The 16,872-nt window shown below is 63.9% G+C and carries 18 protein-coding genes; 13 read left to right on the top strand and 5 right to left on the bottom strand.

Annotated elements, in window-relative coordinates; genetic code table 11:
- Positions 1 to 2 precede the first annotated feature (2 nt).
- The 3 genes from GR198_RS02700 to GR198_RS02690 are packed head-to-tail and all read left to right on the top strand — an operon-like array spanning position 3 to position 2,124.
- Positions 3 to 635 (top strand): precorrin-8X methylmutase, encoded by a 633-nt coding sequence (locus GR198_RS02700; protein ID WP_029872102.1) that lies wholly within the window; start codon positions 3 to 5, stop codon positions 633 to 635.
- The gene (locus GR198_RS02695; protein WP_029872101.1) at positions 632 to 1,363 is read left to right on the top strand and encodes a precorrin-2 C(20)-methyltransferase; all 732 of its coding nucleotides are present in this window, start codon (positions 632 to 634) and stop codon (positions 1,361 to 1,363) included. Before GR198_RS02700 ends, GR198_RS02695 begins: the two co-directional genes overlap by 4 nt.
- Positions 1,360 to 2,124, top strand: coding sequence for a precorrin-3B C(17)-methyltransferase (locus tag GR198_RS02690; RefSeq protein ID WP_029872100.1), 765 nt, complete (start codon positions 1,360 to 1,362; stop codon positions 2,122 to 2,124). The genes GR198_RS02695 and GR198_RS02690 overlap by 4 nt, the downstream gene beginning before the upstream one ends.
- On the opposite strand, the gene GR198_RS02685 is transcribed toward GR198_RS02690, so the two are convergent.
- On the bottom strand, positions 2,088 to 2,858 hold the full coding sequence (locus tag GR198_RS02685; protein WP_029872099.1) for a cobalt-precorrin-6A reductase: 771 nt from the start codon (positions 2,856 to 2,858) through the stop codon (positions 2,088 to 2,090). The two genes, GR198_RS02690 and GR198_RS02685, sit on opposite strands and share 37 nt — an antisense overlap.
- Here GR198_RS02685 and GR198_RS02680 point away from each other — a divergent pair.
- Together GR198_RS02680 and cobM are read left to right on the top strand one after the other, a co-directional pair.
- Positions 2,857 to 4,089, top strand: coding sequence for a bifunctional cobalt-precorrin-7 (C(5))-methyltransferase/cobalt-precorrin-6B (C(15))-methyltransferase (locus tag GR198_RS02680; protein ID WP_029872098.1), 1,233 nt, complete (start codon positions 2,857 to 2,859; stop codon positions 4,087 to 4,089). The two genes, GR198_RS02685 and GR198_RS02680, sit on opposite strands and share 2 nt — an antisense overlap.
- A 4-nt stretch (positions 4,090 to 4,093) precedes the next feature.
- Positions 4,094 to 4,852, top strand: a complete 759-nt coding sequence (cobM, locus tag GR198_RS02675; protein WP_029872097.1) for a precorrin-4 C(11)-methyltransferase — start codon at positions 4,094 to 4,096, stop codon at positions 4,850 to 4,852.
- Positions 4,853 to 4,873: 21 nt separating this feature from the next.
- Here the strand turns inward: cobM and GR198_RS02670 are convergent, their stop codons facing one another.
- Together GR198_RS02670 and GR198_RS02665 are read right to left on the bottom strand one after the other, a co-directional pair.
- Positions 4,874 to 5,686: a TIM barrel protein gene (locus GR198_RS02670; protein ID WP_029872096.1), complete on the bottom strand. Its 813-nt coding sequence runs from the start codon at positions 5,684 to 5,686 to the stop codon at positions 4,874 to 4,876.
- A gap of 161 nt (positions 5,687 to 5,847) precedes the next feature.
- Complete coding sequence (locus GR198_RS02665; protein ID WP_029872095.1) at positions 5,848 to 6,876, bottom strand: LacI family DNA-binding transcriptional regulator; 1,029 nt, start codon at positions 6,874 to 6,876, stop codon at positions 5,848 to 5,850.
- Between the two features lie 133 nt (positions 6,877 to 7,009).
- Here GR198_RS02665 and GR198_RS02660 point away from each other — a divergent pair, with 133 nt between their 5' ends.
- From GR198_RS02660 to nadC, 8 genes are all read left to right on the top strand, one after another.
- The gene (locus GR198_RS02660; RefSeq protein ID WP_033183832.1) at positions 7,010 to 8,098 is read left to right on the top strand and encodes a fatty acid desaturase family protein; all 1,089 of its coding nucleotides are present in this window, start codon (positions 7,010 to 7,012) and stop codon (positions 8,096 to 8,098) included.
- An 18-nt stretch (positions 8,099 to 8,116) separates the two neighbouring features.
- Entirely contained in the window at positions 8,117 to 8,431 is a 315-nt protein-coding gene (locus tag GR198_RS02655; RefSeq protein WP_003548266.1) for a MocE family 2Fe-2S type ferredoxin, read from the top strand.
- 11 nt (positions 8,432 to 8,442) lie between these two features.
- On the top strand, positions 8,443 to 9,669 hold the full coding sequence (locus tag GR198_RS02650; protein WP_029872093.1) for an NAD(P)/FAD-dependent oxidoreductase: 1,227 nt from the start codon (positions 8,443 to 8,445) through the stop codon (positions 9,667 to 9,669).
- 39 nt (positions 9,670 to 9,708) lie between these two features.
- Complete coding sequence (locus GR198_RS02645; protein WP_204336994.1) at positions 9,709 to 10,524, top strand: 3-methyl-2-oxobutanoate hydroxymethyltransferase; 816 nt, start codon at positions 9,709 to 9,711, stop codon at positions 10,522 to 10,524.
- A 29-nt stretch (positions 10,525 to 10,553) separates the two neighbouring features.
- Entirely contained in the window at positions 10,554 to 11,552 is a 999-nt protein-coding gene (locus tag GR198_RS02640; RefSeq protein WP_011655342.1) for an NUDIX hydrolase, read from the top strand.
- A 69-nt stretch (positions 11,553 to 11,621) separates the two neighbouring features.
- On the top strand, positions 11,622 to 12,593 hold the full coding sequence (nadA, locus tag GR198_RS02635; RefSeq protein WP_164067311.1) for a quinolinate synthase NadA: 972 nt from the start codon (positions 11,622 to 11,624) through the stop codon (positions 12,591 to 12,593).
- Positions 12,590 to 14,131 carry an L-aspartate oxidase gene (locus GR198_RS02630; protein ID WP_164067309.1) on the top strand — a complete coding sequence of 514 codons (1,542 nt, stop codon included), beginning with the start codon at positions 12,590 to 12,592 and terminating at the stop codon, positions 14,129 to 14,131. The genes nadA and GR198_RS02630 overlap by 4 nt, the downstream gene beginning before the upstream one ends.
- Complete coding sequence (gene nadC, locus GR198_RS02625) at positions 14,109 to 15,032, top strand: carboxylating nicotinate-nucleotide diphosphorylase (RefSeq protein ID WP_029872089.1); 924 nt, start codon at positions 14,109 to 14,111, stop codon at positions 15,030 to 15,032. The genes GR198_RS02630 and nadC overlap by 23 nt, the downstream gene beginning before the upstream one ends.
- Positions 15,033 to 15,036: 4 nt before the next feature.
- Here the strand turns inward: nadC and GR198_RS02620 are convergent, their stop codons facing one another.
- Entirely contained in the window at positions 15,037 to 15,525 is a 489-nt protein-coding gene (locus tag GR198_RS02620; RefSeq protein WP_029872088.1) for a VOC family protein, read from the bottom strand.
- An 81-nt stretch (positions 15,526 to 15,606) separates the two neighbouring features.
- Positions 15,607 to 16,851, bottom strand: coding sequence for an ABC transporter substrate-binding protein (locus GR198_RS02615; RefSeq protein ID WP_246711036.1), 1,245 nt, complete (start codon positions 16,849 to 16,851; stop codon positions 15,607 to 15,609).
- Between the last annotated feature and the right edge of the window lie 21 nt (positions 16,852 to 16,872).

Below are 16,872 nucleotides of genomic sequence, written 5' to 3'. Positions count from 1 at the left end.
GAATGCCAGACTACGATTATATCCGCAGCGGCGATGCGATCTACGAGCGTTCCTTTGCCATCATCCGTGCCGAGGCCGATCTATCGCGCTTCACCGAAGATCAAGCCGAAATCGCCGTGCGCATGATCCATGCCTGCGGCCTGGTCGAGGCGGCGGAGCATTTCCTGTTCTCCGCCGATTTCGTCAGCGCTGCGCGCGATGCACTGAAAGGCGGCGCGCCGATCTTCTGCGACGCGGAGATGGTATCCCAGGGCGTCACTCGGGCGCGGCTGCCGGCGCAGAACGAGGTGATCTGCACGCTGCGCGATCCCGCGACACCCGAGCTTGCACGCGAGACCGGCAATACGCGCTCGGCCGCCGCAATGCATCTCTGGCTCGATCGGCTCGGCGGCAGCGTTGTCGCGATCGGCAATGCACCGACCGCCCTCTTCCATCTGCTCGAACTCCTGCGCGACGGCGCCCCGAAACCCGCGGCGATCCTCGGCATGCCCGTGGGTTTCGTCGGCGCAGCGGAATCGAAGGATGCATTGGCGGAGAATTCCTACGGCGTACCCTTTGCCATCGTCCGCGGCCGGCTCGGCGGCAGCGCCATGACGGCAGCCGCCATCAATGCATTGGCGAGGCCAGGCCTATGACGACAAGCGGCCGCCTCATCGGCGTCGGCACGGGTCCCGGCGATCCGGAGCTCCTCACCCTCAAAGCCGTGCGCGCCATCGAAGGCGCGGATGTGATCGCCTATTTCGCCAAGCAGGGCAGGGGCGGCAACGGCAAGGCGATCGTCGAGCCGCTGCTGAAATCCGGGGTGACGCTGCTGCCGCTCTATTATCCTGTGACGACCGAAATCGACAAGAACGACGAACGCTATCAGAGGCTGATCACCCAATTCTACGATCTGTCTGCCAAAGCGGTCGCCGGGCATCTCGATGCCGGGCTGACGGTCGCCGTTCTCAGCGAAGGCGATCCGCTCTTCTACGGCTCCTATATGCACCTGCATGTCAGGCTTTCCCAACGCTACCCGACGGATGTGATCCCGGGCATCAGCGCCATGTCGGGCTGCTGGTCGCTGGCGGGCATGCCGATCGTCCAGGGCGACGACGTGCTTACCGTACTGCCCGGTACGATGGCCGAGACCGAGCTGACGCGGCGTCTTGGCGATACGCAAGCCGCCGTCATCATGAAGGTCGGCCGCAACCTGCCGAAGATCCGCCGTGCGCTGGCCGCCGCCGGCCGGCTTGCGGAAGCCGTCTATGTCGAGCGCGGCACCATGGCGAATGCGGCGATGGAAAAGCTTGCCGACAGGACCGACGGCGATGCGCCGTATTTTTCGCTCGTGCTGGTGCCGGGCTGGGAGGGCAGCCGATGAGCGGCAGGCTTTTCGTGATCGGCACCGGCCCTGGTAACCCCGAGCAGATGACGCCGGAAGCTTTGGCCGCTGTCGATGCGGCGACGGATTTCTTCGGCTACGGACCTTATCTCGACAGGCTGCAGCTCCGCCACGATCAACTGCGGCATGCCTCGGACAATCGCGAGGAGCTCGACAGGGCAGGGGCAGCCCTCGCCATGGCAGCCGATGGCGCCACGGTCTGCGTCGTCTCCGGCGGCGACCCCGGCGTCTTCGCCATGGCGGCGGCCGTCTGCGAAGCGATCGAGAACGGGCCGGCCGCATGGCGCGCGGTCGATCTCACCATCCTGCCCGGCATCACGGCGATGCTGGCCGTGGCGGCAAGAGCAGGTGCTCCGCTTGGCCACGACTTCTGCGCCATATCGCTGTCTGACAATCTAAAGCCTTGGAATATAATAGAAAACCGTCTTGTGTTGGCGGCAAAGGCAGGTTTTGTCATCGCGCTTTATAATCCGATCAGCCGGGCGCGGCCCTGGCAGCTCGGCGAAGCCTTCAAGCTGTTGCGTGACCATCTGCCTGCAGCAACACCGGTTATTTTCGGGCGGGCGGCCGGGCGGCCGGACGAACGCATCGCCGTCCAGCAGCTGTCGCAGGCAGATGCGTCGATTGCCGATATGGCAACCTGCATCATCATCGGCTCGGCCGAGACACGCGTCGTCACGCGGCCAGGCCGGCTGGACCTCGTCTATACGCCGCGCTTCATGGCGGGGGGAAACAGGTGATCGATCGCCGCCAGCGCCGCCTCGACAGTGTCGACAGCCTTGACGATCGAGGCCGGCGCGCGCGTTACCATCATCACCTCGATGCCGAGCAGGCGGGCTGCCTCGATCTTCGCATAGGTGGCCACACCGCCGCTATTCTTGGCGACGATGACGTCGATGTGGTGCTGCCTCAGAAGATCGCATTCACCATCCAGCGTGAACGGACCACGCTCGAGGATGTATTCGACATTATCAAGCGTAAGCGGCGGTTCGACGGGATCGACGCTGCGAACGAGATAGTGATGTTGCGGTGCGGCTTGCGCATGATGGGCACCCTGCCGACCCGTCGCCAGGAAGACTTGGCGGGGGAGGGGGCCAATCGCTTCGATGGCAGCCGGAATGCTCCGCACGTCCCGCCAGCGATCGCCGGCCACGCGTTGCCATTCGGGACGGCGCAGAGCGATCGCGGCAATGCCGGTAGTCTCGGCCGCGAAAGCGGCATTGGCCGAAATGCGCTCGGCGAAGGGGTGCGTGGCGTCGATCAACAGGTCATATCCGCCGACTTTCAGGAAATCGGCAAGTGCTGCGGCGCCGCCGAAACCGCCGATGCGAACCGGAACAGGCTGCGTGGCCGGTTTTTCGGTGCGGCCGGCAAGCGACAGCAGGACATCGCAATCATCACGCGCCGCCAGCGCCTCGGCCAGCAGCCGCGCCTCGCTGGTGCCGCCGAGGATCAAGATGCGGGGTCTTCCCATGTCTGATGTCGCTCCTGCGTCCGGCCAGCGCTGGCTGACTATTATCGGCATCGGCGAAGATGGTCCAGAAGGGTTGGGCGAGGAGGCGAACAGGCTGATCGCGACCGCACCCGCCGTCTTCGGCGGCGTGCGGCACCACGCGCTTGCCGCATCGCTCATCACAGGCGAAAAGCTTTCCTGGCAGAGCCCGTTCGAGCGCTCGGTCGAGGCTATCCTCGAAAGGCGTGGCACGCCTGTCGTCGTGCTCGCCTCCGGCGATCCGTTTCTCTACGGCGTCGGCGCGACACTCTCCCGCCATGTGGCGGCCGAAGAGATGCACGCCATCCCCGCGCCCTCGGCCTTCAGCCTTGCCGCCTCCCGCCTTGGCTGGCCGCTGCAGGACGTCGCAACGATCTCGCTGCATGGACGGCCGATCGATCTGATCCGGCCGCATCTACACCCCGGACGGCGCATCCTCGCGTTGACCTCGGACGAGAAGGGGCCTGGCGATCTGGCTGCGCTGCTGATTGCTGCTGGCTTCGGTCAGTCCCGACTTACAGTGCTCGAGGCGCTTGGCGGCGCTCGGGACCGGCAAAGAAGTGCTGTGGCTGCGGATTTCGATCTCGTGGACATCGATCCCCTGAATGTCTGCGCACTCGATATCGCGGCAGGGGAGGGGGCTCGCGTTCTGCCTTTTGCCGCCGGGCTCGAGGACGAACTGTTCGAGCATGACGGACAGATCACCAAACGCGAAATCCGGGCGATGACGCTTTCGGCGCTCGCGCCGCGTCATGGCGAACTGCTCTGGGATATCGGCGCGGGCTCGGGATCGATCGGCATCGAATGGATGCTCGCCGATCCCAGCCTGAAGGCGATCGCCGTCGAACAGTCGCCGGAACGGGCCGCACGGGTCGCCCGCAACGCAGCCGCCTTCGGGGTACCGAATCTTGCCGTCGTTGAGGGTACGGCGCCCGATGCACTGAAGGGCATGCCGGAACCGGATGTGATCTTCCTCGGCGGCGGCGGCAGCGAACCGGGTGTTGTCGATACTGCGATTGCCGCGCTGAAGCGGGGAGGGCGGCTCGTTGCCAATGCCGTGACGCTGGAGATGGAAGCGGTGCTGCTCGGTGAACATGCCAAACGCGGCGGTTTCCTCACGCGGATCGAAATATCGCGCGCACAACCCGTCGGCGGCATGAGCGGCTGGCGGCCGGCGATGCCGGTGACGCAGTGGCGCTGGACGAAAGGATGACGAGATGACGGTGCACTTCATCGGCGCCGGGCCAGGTGCTGCGGATCTGATCACGGTGCGTGGCCGCGATCTCATCGCCCGGTGCCCGGTCTGCCTTTATGCCGGCTCGATCGTCTCGCCGGAGCTGCTGCAATATTGTCCGGCGGGTGCGCGCATCGTCGACACGGCGCCGATGTCGCTCGATGAGATCGAGGCGGAATATCTTCGCGCTGCCGCGGCCGGCCAGGATGTCGCCCGGCTGCATTCCGGTGATCTCTCGGTCTGGAGTGCGGTCGCCGAGCAGGTCCGCCGGCTGCAAAAGCATGCCATCGATTATACGATGACGCCTGGTGTTCCGGCCTTTGCCGCCGCGGCCTCGGCGCTCGGCCGAGAACTGACGATCCCGGCCGTGGCCCAAAGCCTGGTGCTGACCCGCGTTTCCGGCCGCGCGTCACCGATGCCGAACGACGAGACACTGGCGAAGTTCGGCGCGACGGGTGCCACGCTGGCGATCCATCTGGCAATCCACGCGCTGAAGCAAGTGGTCGAAGAGTTGACGCCGCTTTACGGCTCCGACTGCCCTGTCGCGATCGTCGTCAAGGCCTCCTGGCCGGACGAGCGCATCCTGCGCGGCACGCTCGCCGATATCGAGGCAAAGGTTGCCGCCGAACCGATCGAACGCACAGCGATCATCTTTGTTGGCCCCTCGCTCGCGGCAGAAGATTTCCGCGAAAGCTCGCTCTACGATCCGGCCTATCAGCGCCGGTTCAGAGGCCGGGAATAACTGCGGGCGACTGGGCGGCTTTTAAACCCGCGCTGCCAGATACTCCATGCTGGCGCGCAGCGCGCCGGCCGGGTCCTTCAGCGCATGCACCTCCGCCGCGAAGGGCTCGAAGGAGAACGGGCCGGTATAACCCGCCTGCAGCAGCACCCTGACCTGCCCGGCATTGTCGAGCAGGTCGTCGGCATTGACCAGGACACGGTGGGAATCACGCATATCGGCAACGGAAACAGCCGGGTCGTCGACGCCGGAGATGTGCACAAGGCCGGTCAGATCAGGAAAAGTCGCCGCTTCGCCGGCAAGATGGTGGTGGAAGGTGTCGTGGACAAGCCTGAAGGTCGATTCCGCGCCGAGCTCCCTGATTGCCTCGGCCGCCTCGGTCTTCGAGCGCAGCGAGCAGATCTCGAAACCGAGCGGCTCGACGAGACCGATAATGCCGGCTTTCTCCAGCATCGGCTTCAGCGCGGCCAGGGACTGGCGCAGATTGGCCTGCCGTTCGCCATCGGCGCAGCCGGTGCCATCATTCTTCGGAACGAGGACGAGCGCCTTGGCGCCCGAGGCGCCGGCATAATCGATCAGTTCCTGCGCTTCGGCAGCCCTGGTTGCGTTCCACTCGTTGAAGCGCTGCAGAGCGTTGATCGAGATGATCGTCAGACCATGGCGGGCAGCCGCTTGCCTGATCACCTGGGGTTGGGTGCCGTCAAGGATGGCATTGCCGGAAAGGTCGTTGCGGATCTCGACGGCATCGATACCGAGCGATCTGGCCAGCGCGAAAAAATCCTCGATGGCAAGCGACGGCGCGGCCATATGGTTGAGCGCAAAACGGATCGAAGTCATGATCGGTATCTCCTCCTGGTCTCCGCATCAGAGCGGAGCAGTCCTCGTGAATGGGTCAGCGAATCTCTATCGGAATTCGCGTCGCAATCCATCCGTCATCGCCGGTGCCCGCTTTCATTGCTGAGAGAATTTCGAACGGAATGATGGAATTCCATCACGCCTCAGATGTTCTCGGAAATATGAATATCGAAAGGCAGGAAGAGCTGCCCGGGAACAGCCGTTTCGCCGTTTTCGATCGCACCCGTCATCAGCACCATCAACTCCTTGCAGAGGGCGGGCAGGGGGGTGCCGATCGCCATGGCGACGATATCGTCGGCAAGGCCGGCTTTGCTGTCGGGCGTCAGCTCGTTGACCACCAGGACAATCTTGCCGCCGACACCTTCTTCGCGGAATGCCGAAATTGCCCCCTCCATGCCGCCGCCGCAGACATAGAGGCCGACGAGATCGGGATATTTCTGCAGAAGTGTCAACGTTGCCTCATGCGTGATCTCGGCAGTCTCGAGATTGATCAGCGTGTCGACGACATCGAACTCAGGCGCATTCTCGCGAAAATAGGAGCGGAAGCCGATTTCTCTGAGCTCATGGCCGTGAAAGCGGTGGCTGCCGACGAAACAGGCGACCTTGCCGGGCTTGTGCGCCGTGCGCGCAATGGTCCAGGCGGCGGTGCGCCCGACCTTGCGGTTGTTGACGCCGACATAGGCGTCGCGCACGCCGGTGGCGAGATCGGAAAGCAGCGAGAACACCGGAATGCCGCGCTCCTTCAACTCCTCCACCGCCGTCGTCACCGCCGGATAATCCGGGCCAACGAGAGCAACGGCCTGGTTGCGCGCGCCGAGCGTCTTGATTTTTTCGACGATGGCAGCCGGTGTCGCGGCTGACGGAAAGTCGATCTGCGTCTGGATGCGCGCGCTCGTCAGCGCCCGTGCCGCGGTTTCGATCTCACGCACGAAGCTCTGATAGAAGGGTTGCATCGGCTTCTGCAGCAGGAAGGCGAGCCTGTATTGCGGCAGATCCTCGAAGACGCGCTGCTTGATCAGGCCGACAGCGTGATAGCCGATCGACTGCGCCGCATCATAGACCCGTCGCGCTGTCTCCTCGCGCACCCGGTGGCGCGCGTTGAGAACGCGGTCGACGGTGGCGACACTGACGCCGGAGGCGCGGGCAAGATCGGATATGGTGGGACGGCGCATCGGCGTTCCTGATGGATTCAATCATGAATGCAAGCCATTTATGATGGCTTTTGATAGATTATATCAAGCCTGCATTGAGCGCTTTCCAAAGTCAACCTATTCTCCCAGGCAAGGGCATAACGGGAGGCGGATAATGGCGACCCAGACGAAGAAACGTGACTACGACCTCCTCGGCGGAAGCGGCCGCACCGCCGTCGAGACGGGGCTTGCGGCAGCCGAATGGTATCACACCGACATTCCCCGCAAGGAGATGAAGGCGCTAATGCAGCGCTCCGATGCGCCGGCGATCCGCGACACGATCATCTGGCTCGGCGCCATGGCAATCTTTGCCGGGCTCGGCATCTATTTCTGGGGCACGTGGGTGGCCGTGCCCTTCTTCCTCGCCTATGGCGTGCTCTACGGCTCGGCCTCCGACAGCCGCTGGCACGAATGCGGTCACGGCACCGCCTTCAAGACGCGCTGGATGAACGATGTCGTCTACCAGATCGCCTGCTTCATGATCATGCGCAATCCGGTGACCTGGCGCTGGAGCCATGCGCGCCATCACACCGATACGGTGATCGTCGGCCGCGATCCCGAGATCGCCGTCATGCGGCCGCCTGATCTCTTCCGGCTGGTGCTTAATTTCTTCGGCATCCTCGACGCCTGGCATGCGATCGTCGACATGCTGCGCAATGCCTTCGGCGGCGTCAGCGCGGCGGAGAAGACCTTCATCCCGGAGATGGAGCAGCCAAAGGCCATCCGCATCGCCCGCATCTGGCTGGTGATCTATGTCGTGACGATCGCGGCCGCGATCGCCACGGGTTCGATCCTGCCGCTGATGCTGATCGGCCTGCCGCGCCTCTATGGCGCCTGGCACCATGTGCTGACCGGTCTGCTGCAGCATGGCGGCCTTGCCGACAACGTGACCGACCATCGGCTGAACAGCCGCACGGTCTATATGAACCCCATCAGCCGCTTCATTTACTGGAACATGAACTACCACGTCGAACATCACATGTTTCCGATGGTGCCCTACCACGCGCTGCCCAGGCTACACGCGATGATCAAGCACGACCTGCCGGCGCCGAACCCATCGATCTGGTCCGGCTATCGCGAGATGATCCCGGCCTTCCTGCGCCAGCTGCGCAACGAGGATTATTTCCTGAGGCGCGAACTGCCGGCCACCGCGCGGCCCTATCGCGAGGAATTCCACAACGAGCTGGCCCCGGCCGCGCAATAATTACAATCGGAGGACAAGATGAGCGGAAATTGGATCCAGGTCTGCGACAAGGATGAGATCGACGAGGAGGATGTCATCCGCTTCGACCATGACGGGCGCACATTCGCGGTCTATCGCAGCCCGGACGACGAATTTTTCGCGACCGACGGGCTCTGCACGCATGAACATATCCATCTCGCCGACGGGCTTGTCATGGATGAGATCATCGAATGTCCAAAGCATAACGGCCGCTTCAACTACAAGACGGGCGAAGCCAAGGGTGCGCCGGTCTGCGTCAACCTCAAGACCTATCCTGTCAAGATCGAAGACGGTGCCGTCTTCATCTCGCTCTGAGGGAGGTTGGCGTGGCTCATTTCGTCATCCTGGGCGCGGGCGAATGCGGTGCGCGCGCCGCCTTCGCCTTGCGGGAAAAGGGCTTTGCCGGCGAGATAACGCTGGTTGGCGCCGAGCCGCTTCCGCCCTATGAACGGCCGCCGCTTTCGAAGGCCGGCTCCGCCGATGCAGGCGATCCGAAATTCATCGCTGCGGCGGAAAAATATATCGAAAACGGCATCCGGCTGCTGACCGGCCTCGAGGCAAGGGATGTCGATCCCGCATCCAGGACCGTCACGCTTTCGGACGGTACCGTGCTTTCCTACGACAAGCTTCTGCTTGCGACGGGTGCCGCCGCGCGATCGTTCCCCGGAGCACCGGAGGGCAGCCTGCATATTCGTTCGCTCAGGACGCATCACGATGCGGCGGCATTGCGCGATGCGATGAAGCCGGGACGGCATATCGCCATCATCGGCGGCGGGTTCATCGGACTGGAGCTTGCGGCAACGGCGCGGCTGCTCGGAGCCGACGTCACCGTCATCGAGGGGCTGGAACGCGTGCTGAAGCGTGGCGTGCCGGAGGAGATCGCCCATCTGCTCACCGAGCGCCACCGTGCCGAGGGCGTGGATATCCGCTGCGGCGTCTCCATCGAGACGCTGACTGCCGAAAACGGCAAAGCCAAGATCCGATTGTCGACCGGCGAGGTGATCGAAGCCGATCTCGTCCTCGTCGGCATTGGTGCACGGCCGAATGTCGAGATCGCCGAAAGGGCAGGCCTGGCAATCGACAACGGCATTGCCGTCGACACCTATCTCCAGACCTCCGCAGCTGATGTCTTTGCGGCCGGCGATTGCTGCTCCTTTCCGCTGTCGATCTATGGCGGTCGGCGGGTGCGGCTCGAATCCTGGCGCAATGCCCAGGAGCAGGGGACATTGGCCGCGGCCAACATGCTCGGCCTCAACGAAGCCGTTTCGGCGGTGCCGTGGTTCTGGTCGGATCAGTACGACATGACGCTGCAGATATCAGGCCTTGCCGAAGGGGCTGCCACGCATCAGCGCCGTGAGCTCGGCGCAGGCGCCTTCATTCTCTTCCATCTCGACGCCGACGGTCGATTGATCGCCGCAAGCGGCATCGGACCGGGCAATGCGGTGGCACGCGATATCAGGCTCGCCGAAATGCTGATCGCAGCGCGCGCCCATCCGAACCCGGCAGCACTCGCAGCCAGCGACATCAAGCTGAAATCCCTGCTCGCCGCCTGAGCCGCCCGACATTTTCACCCGATTTTTTCAAAGGAATTGATGATGAAGAAACATAGACGCGCAACCGTCGCCGATCTGCTTTCGGAAAAAGGCAAGCGCCAGCTCACCATGCTGCGCGTCACCTCGCTGGAGGAAGCGGACGCCGCCGAAAAGGCTGGGATCGACATCGTCTCCGTGCCGCCCTCGCTGCTCGGGCCGGTCTTTCGCGAAATCGCCCCCACGCCCTTTGCCATTCCGGGGCTCGAATATGGCGATCATGTCTCGGCCGAGGACTATCTTCGTGCGGCCTTCGCGGCGCTGAAGGCGGGCGCCGATGCGGTCTATTGCGCGGCAAGCCTGCAGACGATCCGGCGCATGCGGGACGAGGGTATTCCGGTCTGTGGCCATCTCGGACTGATCCCTTCGAAGGCGACCTGGACCGGCGGCTTTCGCGCCGTCGGCAAGACGGCGGCAAGTGCGGCCGAAATCTGGCGGCAGACCAAGGCGCTGGAAGAGGCAGGCGCCTTCGCCGCCGAAATCGAGGTCGTGCCGGGGGATGTCGCTGCCGCCATCAGCAGCAACACCTCGATGCTGATGATCTCCATGGGGGCAGGCAGCGGCTGCGACGCCCAATATCTCTTCGCCGACGACGTGCTCGGCGCCAATCGCGACCACACTCCGCGCCATGCCAAGGTCTACCGCGACTTTGCCGCCGAACACGACCGGCTGCAGCGCGAGCGCATCGCCGCCTTCACCGAATTTGCGAAGGATGTCCGGACCGGCGCCTATCCGGAAAAGCGCCATCTCGTCGGTATCGACGACGCGGAACTGGAAATCTTCCTGCAGCGGCTGAAAAGCGACACGGGCAATAGCTGAGAGCAAACGCGCTCTATTGCCTCGATGATGTGGGAAGCGCCGCAAAGGCGCTTCCCCTCCATTGGCTTCCGTCCCGGCCTGTGTCAGGAATTATCCGTTCGATTCATTCGGAACGGAGTATTCGGTCCCCTGTGACGATCGGCTTTGCGCATGCGGAATTGATTGCGGTGCTCGTCGCGGTGACGGGGGACGAGCCGCGCGTGATGACCATCCGTTCCGGCAACGCGCTGCCGTCAGGGCCCTTCGAAATGGGGCATCGCACCCTGCAATCTGGCCTGCGCGAATGGGTGCAGGAGCAGACGGAACATCCCGTCGGTTATCTCGAACAGCTCTATACCTTCGCCGACCGAGACCGGAACAACGACATCCCAGGCGGGCGGACGATCTCGATCAGCTATCTCGGCCTCGTCAACGAGCAGTCGGGCGCCGGCCGGCCGGGATGGCATGGCTGGTACGAATATTTCCCCTGGGAAGACCACCGGCAGGGACGGCCGGCCGTGCTTGACGAGATCATGGCGCGTCTGAGGAGCTGGGCCGATGCCGATCCGGCAAGGCGTGACCATCGCCATCGCCGCGCGGATTTCACCTTCGGCCTCGACGGCGGCGGCTGGAACGAGGATCTGGCCCTGCAGCGTTACGAACTGCTTTACGAGGCGGGGCTCGTCTCGGAAGCCGGATGCGGGGCGGAGGCCAATCTCGGCCGGGCGATGTTTGCCGATCACCGCCGTATTCTCGCGACCGGCATCGCCCGGCTGCGCGCCAAGATCAAATACCGCCCCGTCGTCTTCGAGCTTATGCCGGAGAGTTTTACGCTGCTGAGGCTCCAACGCACCATCGAAGCATTGGCGGGACTGACGCTGCACAAGCAGAACTTCCGCCGCCTCATCGAACAGCAGGAACTGGTCGAGGAAACCGGCGGAACCGAAAGCGAAACCGGCGGCCGGCCGGCCAAGCTTTTCCGCTTTCGCCACACCGTGCTCGAAGAACGGGCGCTGGCCGGAACGAAATTACCGCTCTCCCGCAATTGACATATGCTCACCGTGAGAATATCTCTTTGCCTATGATATGCTCAAAGCGAGCATAATTAGGAGCCGGTCATGAATTATCCTGTTTCCGCATCCTCGCTCTACGAGCGCGTCAGCCGCGTCATACCCAGAGCCGAATGGATGATGTTCGAAAATGACGTCGACGCGATCCTCGAGCTCAAGCGCCGCCGCAACGCCGTCATTCTCGCGCATAACTACCAGACACCGGAGATCTTCCACTGCGTGGCCGATATCGTCGGCGACAGCCTGGCGCTCGCCCGCAAGGCGATCGAGGTCGATGCCGATGTCATCGTGCTTGCCGGCGTGCATTTCATGGCCGAGACCGCCAAGCTGCTGAACCCTGAGAAAACAGTATTGATCCCGGATCTCGGCGCCGGCTGTTCGCTGGCGGATTCGATCACGCCCGAGGATATCGCGCTGCTGCGCCAGGCCCATCCCGGCGTGCCCATCGTCACCTATGTCAACACCTCGGCCGCAGTGAAGGCTGCCTCCGATATCTGCTGCACCTCGGGCAATGCCAAACAGGTGGTGGAATCGCTCGGCGTGCCGAAGGTGCTGATGATCCCGGACGAATATCTGGCGCGCAACGTCGCCCGCGAGACTGACGTCGAGATCATCGCCTGGCATGGCCATTGCGAGGTGCACGAACTCTTCACCGCCGAGGATGTGCGCCAGATGCGCGAAAACCATCCGGGCGTGACGGTACTCGCCCATCCGGAATGCCCGCCCGAAGTGGTGGCCGAAGCCGATTTCGCCGGCTCCACCGCCGTGATGTCGGACTATGTCGGCAGGCAGAAGCCGGCACGCGTCGTGCTGCTCACCGAATGCTCGATGAGCGACAATGTCGCCGTGCACCATCCTGATGTCGAGTTCATTCGCCCCTGCAATCTCTGCCCGCATATGAAGCGCATCACGCTGGCCAATATCCGCGCGGCACTTGAGGAAAACCGCCACGAGGTCACCGTCGATCCGGCAATTGCGGTGGCCGCCCGCCGCGCCGTCGAGAGGATGCTGGCGATATGACCGAGATTCTCGAGCAGCTATCAGGACGCACGGTGATCGTCGGCAGCGGGCTTGCGGGATTGATGAGCGCGCTGACACTCGCGCCTGAACCTTCCGTGATCGTCACCCGCGCGGCCCTTGGCGCGGAGACATCGAGCGCCTGGGCGCAGGGTGGCATCGCCGCCAGCATGGGCGCCGACGACAGCGCGGCGCTGCATCTTGCCGATACGCTTGCCGCCGGCGACGGGCTTTGCGATCCGCTGGTCGCCGCCGGCATCATCGCCGAGGCCCCGGCGGCGATCGCGGCGCTGGAGCAAGCCGGCGTCCGTTTCGACCGGAATGGCGCGGGCGAACTCTCGCTCGGACTGGAGGCGGCCCATAATCGCCGTCGCATCGTCCATGCCGAAGGCGACGGCTCGGGTGCTGCGATCATCGCCGCGCTGATCAAAGCAGTGATGGAGACGCCAGCCATATCAGTGCTCGAAGGTTTCGAGGCGCGGCGGATTGTGATGGACGGCGAGCAGGTCGCCGGCCTGCTTTGCGCGACCGCGAATGGAGCCGCCATTCTGCCGACGTCAAGGGTGGTGCTCGCCACCGGCGGCGTCGGCGGGCTTTACGACGCGACCACCAATCCGATGGGCAATTTCGGCCAGGGGATCGCACTCGCGGCAAGGGCCGGTGCCGCGCTCGCCGATATGGAATTCGTCCAGTTCCATCCAACCGCACTCGATTCACGCCGCCGGCCGCTGGCACTCATCAGCGAGGCGGTGCGCGGCGAGGGGGCTTTGCTCGTCAACGAACGAGGCGAACGGTTCATGGCCCTCATATCAGGCGCCGAACTTGCGCCGCGTGACGTGGTGGCGCGGGCGATCAGCGCCGAAATCGCCCGTGGCGGCAGGGTCTTCCTCGACGCTCGCGCTGCTCTTGGCAGCCGCTTTGCCACGCGCTTTCCTGTCATCTCGAGCCTTTGCGGCGAGGCCGGCATCGATCCGGCGAATGATCTCATTCCGGTGCGCCCGGCCGTTCACTACCACATGGGCGGCGTCGCCACGGATGCAAATGGCCGCAGCTCGGTTTCCGGTCTCTGGGTCGCCGGAGAGGCGGCCTCGACCGGTCTGCACGGCGCAAACCGGCTTGCCAGCAATTCGCTGCTGGAGGCAGCGGTCATGGGCATGCGGGCGGCACGCGACATTTCAGGCATGCCCGCAGGTGGCACCGGCACCATCGCCGCCGGGAGTCTCCCGGCGCCGGCCGATGCGTCATTCGTGCGGCCGATCGTCTCGCGCCATCTCGGCGTGTTGCGCAATGCCGGCGCCATTCAGGGGGCGATCGCCGCCCTGCTGCCGCTTGCCGAAGGCAACGGCCCTGCCGCCGATCCGGCCATCGTCGCGCTGCTGATTGCCGTCTTTGCCAGCCTGCGGATGGAATCGCGCGGCGCCCATGCCCGCACCGATTTTCCGCTGAAGCTCGCCAAGGCCAACCGGCGCCAGCTGTGCCTTTCCGACGTTCTGGAAATCGCCCGCGCGACGCCGCCCTATGCCCTTGCAAGGAGTGCCTGAGATGAGTCTTGTTCCCCTTCCGCGCCTGATCGTCGAACCGCTGGTGCGGGCAGCCCTTCTCGAAGATTTGGGTCTTGCCGGCGATATCACCTCGGCCTCCGTCATCCCTAGTGATCACCGTTCGACGGTGGTGATGGCGGCCCGTCAGCCGGGCGTGATCGCCGGTCTCGATGCCGCCGAACTCGCCTTCGCTCTCGTCGATCCCGAGATCGTCATGCGCCGCCATCTTCAGGATGGCGACGCGGTCAAGCCCGGCGACGTGATCGCCACCATCGAAGGCCCGTCGCGCGGCCTGCTGAGCGCCGAGCGCACCGCGCTGAATTTCCTCGGCCATCTCTCTGGCATCGCCACCGTGACGGCGGGGATCGCTGCCGCCATTCGCGGCACCAAGGCATCCATCGCCTGCACGCGCAAGACGACGCCGGGGCTGAGGGCGCTGGAGAAATATGCGGTGCGGGCCGGCGGCGGCATGAACCACCGCTTCGCGCTTTATGACGCAGTGCTGATCAAGGATAATCACGTCGCCATCGCCGGTGGGGTCGCTGAAGCGATCCGCAGGGCGCGGACAGGCGTCGGCCATATGGTGAAGATCGAGGTCGAAGTGGACACCCTCGATCAGCTGCGTGAAGCGATGGAGACCGGCGTCGACGCCGTGCTGCTCGACAACATGACGCCCGATCAGCTGCGCGAAGCCGTCGCGATCGTCGCCGGCCGGGCCATCACCGAAGCGTCCGGCCGCGTCACGCCGATAACGGCCGCCGCAATCGCCGCTTCCGGTGTCGACCTCATTTCCGTCGGCTGGCTGACGCACAGCGCCCCGGTACTGGATATCGGGCTCGATTTCGTCGAAGCCGCGACCGCGACGGAAACAAACCCGAGACGGATTGCACAGGTGCTGTAATCCCTCAGGCCTGCTTCGGCTGGACTTCCTTGTCGCTGTCGAATTCCAGCAGTTCGATCATCACGCCGAGATCGGGCACCGTGTCGTAATAGGCGTAGCGCCCGTGGCCGCCGTCAAATTCGCCGCGCTGGAGCAGGCGGTGGCCCTTGTCTTCCAGATAGCGGTTTCGCTCGGTGAGGTTCTTCGTCTTGAAGGCGATGTGGTGACAGCCCGGCCCCTTCTCCTCCAGCAGGTCACGCCAGGCACTTTTCTCCGGGCCGGGCTGCAGGAATTCGACGTCGATATTGCCGAACTTGAACATGATGATGCGGCAGCCGACCTCAGCGGGCTTGCCCTTGTAGATCGCCCGCGCCTCATCCGGCTCGGCGGCTTTGCCTTCCGGCGGCACCGGCTTGCCGGTTAGTTCCGAGAACCAGGCAGCGGATTTCTGCACATCGTCGGTCACGAAGCAGATCTGCATGACGGCGTCTTCGTCGAGCAAACGCTTGTCCATCGGTATTCCTTTCTGTGATGGCGCGGGACGGCCCGCCGTTTCGGAAACGGACCGCGCCTTCGGGAGAAACCTCGAGCCGCTTCAGCCGAGAATGGTCTTGTAGTTTTCCTTGATCTTGGCGATCGCATCGTCGACGCTCATATCGGGATCGCTCCAGAAGTTGAAGGCCACGTCCCAGATCGAGTTTTCCCAGTCGGCGTCGCTGATGGCGTGCGGGTTCTGCACCTGATGCTTCGGATCGGCAACGATGCGAAGCACTTCCTTGGAGCAGGCGTCGAGACTGTCCTGCGGCGCATCGAGGCGCACCGGCGTTGAGCCCTTGGCCTTGGCGAATTCCGCCTGGACGTTCGGATCGACGACGATCGAGGCAAAGTCGAGTTCGGCCTTGTCCTTGTCGGCAGGCTGACCGCCGAGCAGGCCCCAGCTGTCGACGCTGGCAGCCACGGCTTTGGCGCCCGGGATCTGGATGCAGCCGAAATCCTTGCCGGCGGTCTTGCCGGCCGCCAGCCACTCACCCTTCATCCAGTCGCCATGGATCTGCATCAGCGCCTTGCCTGTTATGACGAGGTTGGTGGTGAGGTTCCATTCGCGGTTGGCCGAGCCTTCGTCGGCCGCCTGCTGGAACTTGCGCAGATAGTCGAAGACCTGGCGGAATTCCGGCGTATCGAAGACGGCGGGATCGGGCTTTTCGCCGTAGACCTTGTTGAAGAAGTCCGGACCGCCGATCGTCGCCGCCAGCGCATGGGTGAGGTAACCCACCTGCCATTGCTGGCCGCCGACGGCCAGCGGAATGACGCCAGCCGCCTTGATTTTGTCGAAGTCGGCAAACATTTCGTCGAGCGATTTCCAGGCCGTCGGATCGATGCCGAGCTTCTTGGCGACATCCATATTGTAATAGACCATGCCGTCGATGTGCAGCGCGGTCGGCACCTTCATCACCTGATCATCGACGACCATCGAATGGGCCACAGCATCTGGGTACTTGTCCGGGTAGCCATGCTCCTTGAAGAAATCCGTCAGCGGCCGGCCGAGGCCGGCTTTCGTCAGATCGCGATAGACGCCGGGATTTGACTCCATGAACAGGTTCGGCGGATTGCCGCCGGCAACGAGGTTCATCAGGTTGACGTTGGAGCCGGTGTCATGCGGGATAGCGATGTCGGTCCAGCTGTCGCCTTTGGCCTCCAGGTTCTTCTTCAGCACATTCAGTGCCGCCACTTCAGGCGGCGCCGACCAGGTGTGGTAGATCACGAGATCGGTCGCTTGCGCGCCGATGGGAGCGGCGCCTGCAAGCATGGCGGCGGTGATGCCGGCAAGTATCCTGTTCATCATTTCCATTCCTCCCTTGGG

The sequence above is a fragment of the Rhizobium leguminosarum genome (genome assembly GCF_010668065.1).
Taxonomy (GTDB): Bacteria; Pseudomonadota; Alphaproteobacteria; order Rhizobiales; family Rhizobiaceae; genus Rhizobium; species Rhizobium leguminosarum_S.
The sequence above is the reverse complement of the archived record's forward strand: the minus strand, read 5'-3'. Positions and strand labels throughout refer to the sequence as shown.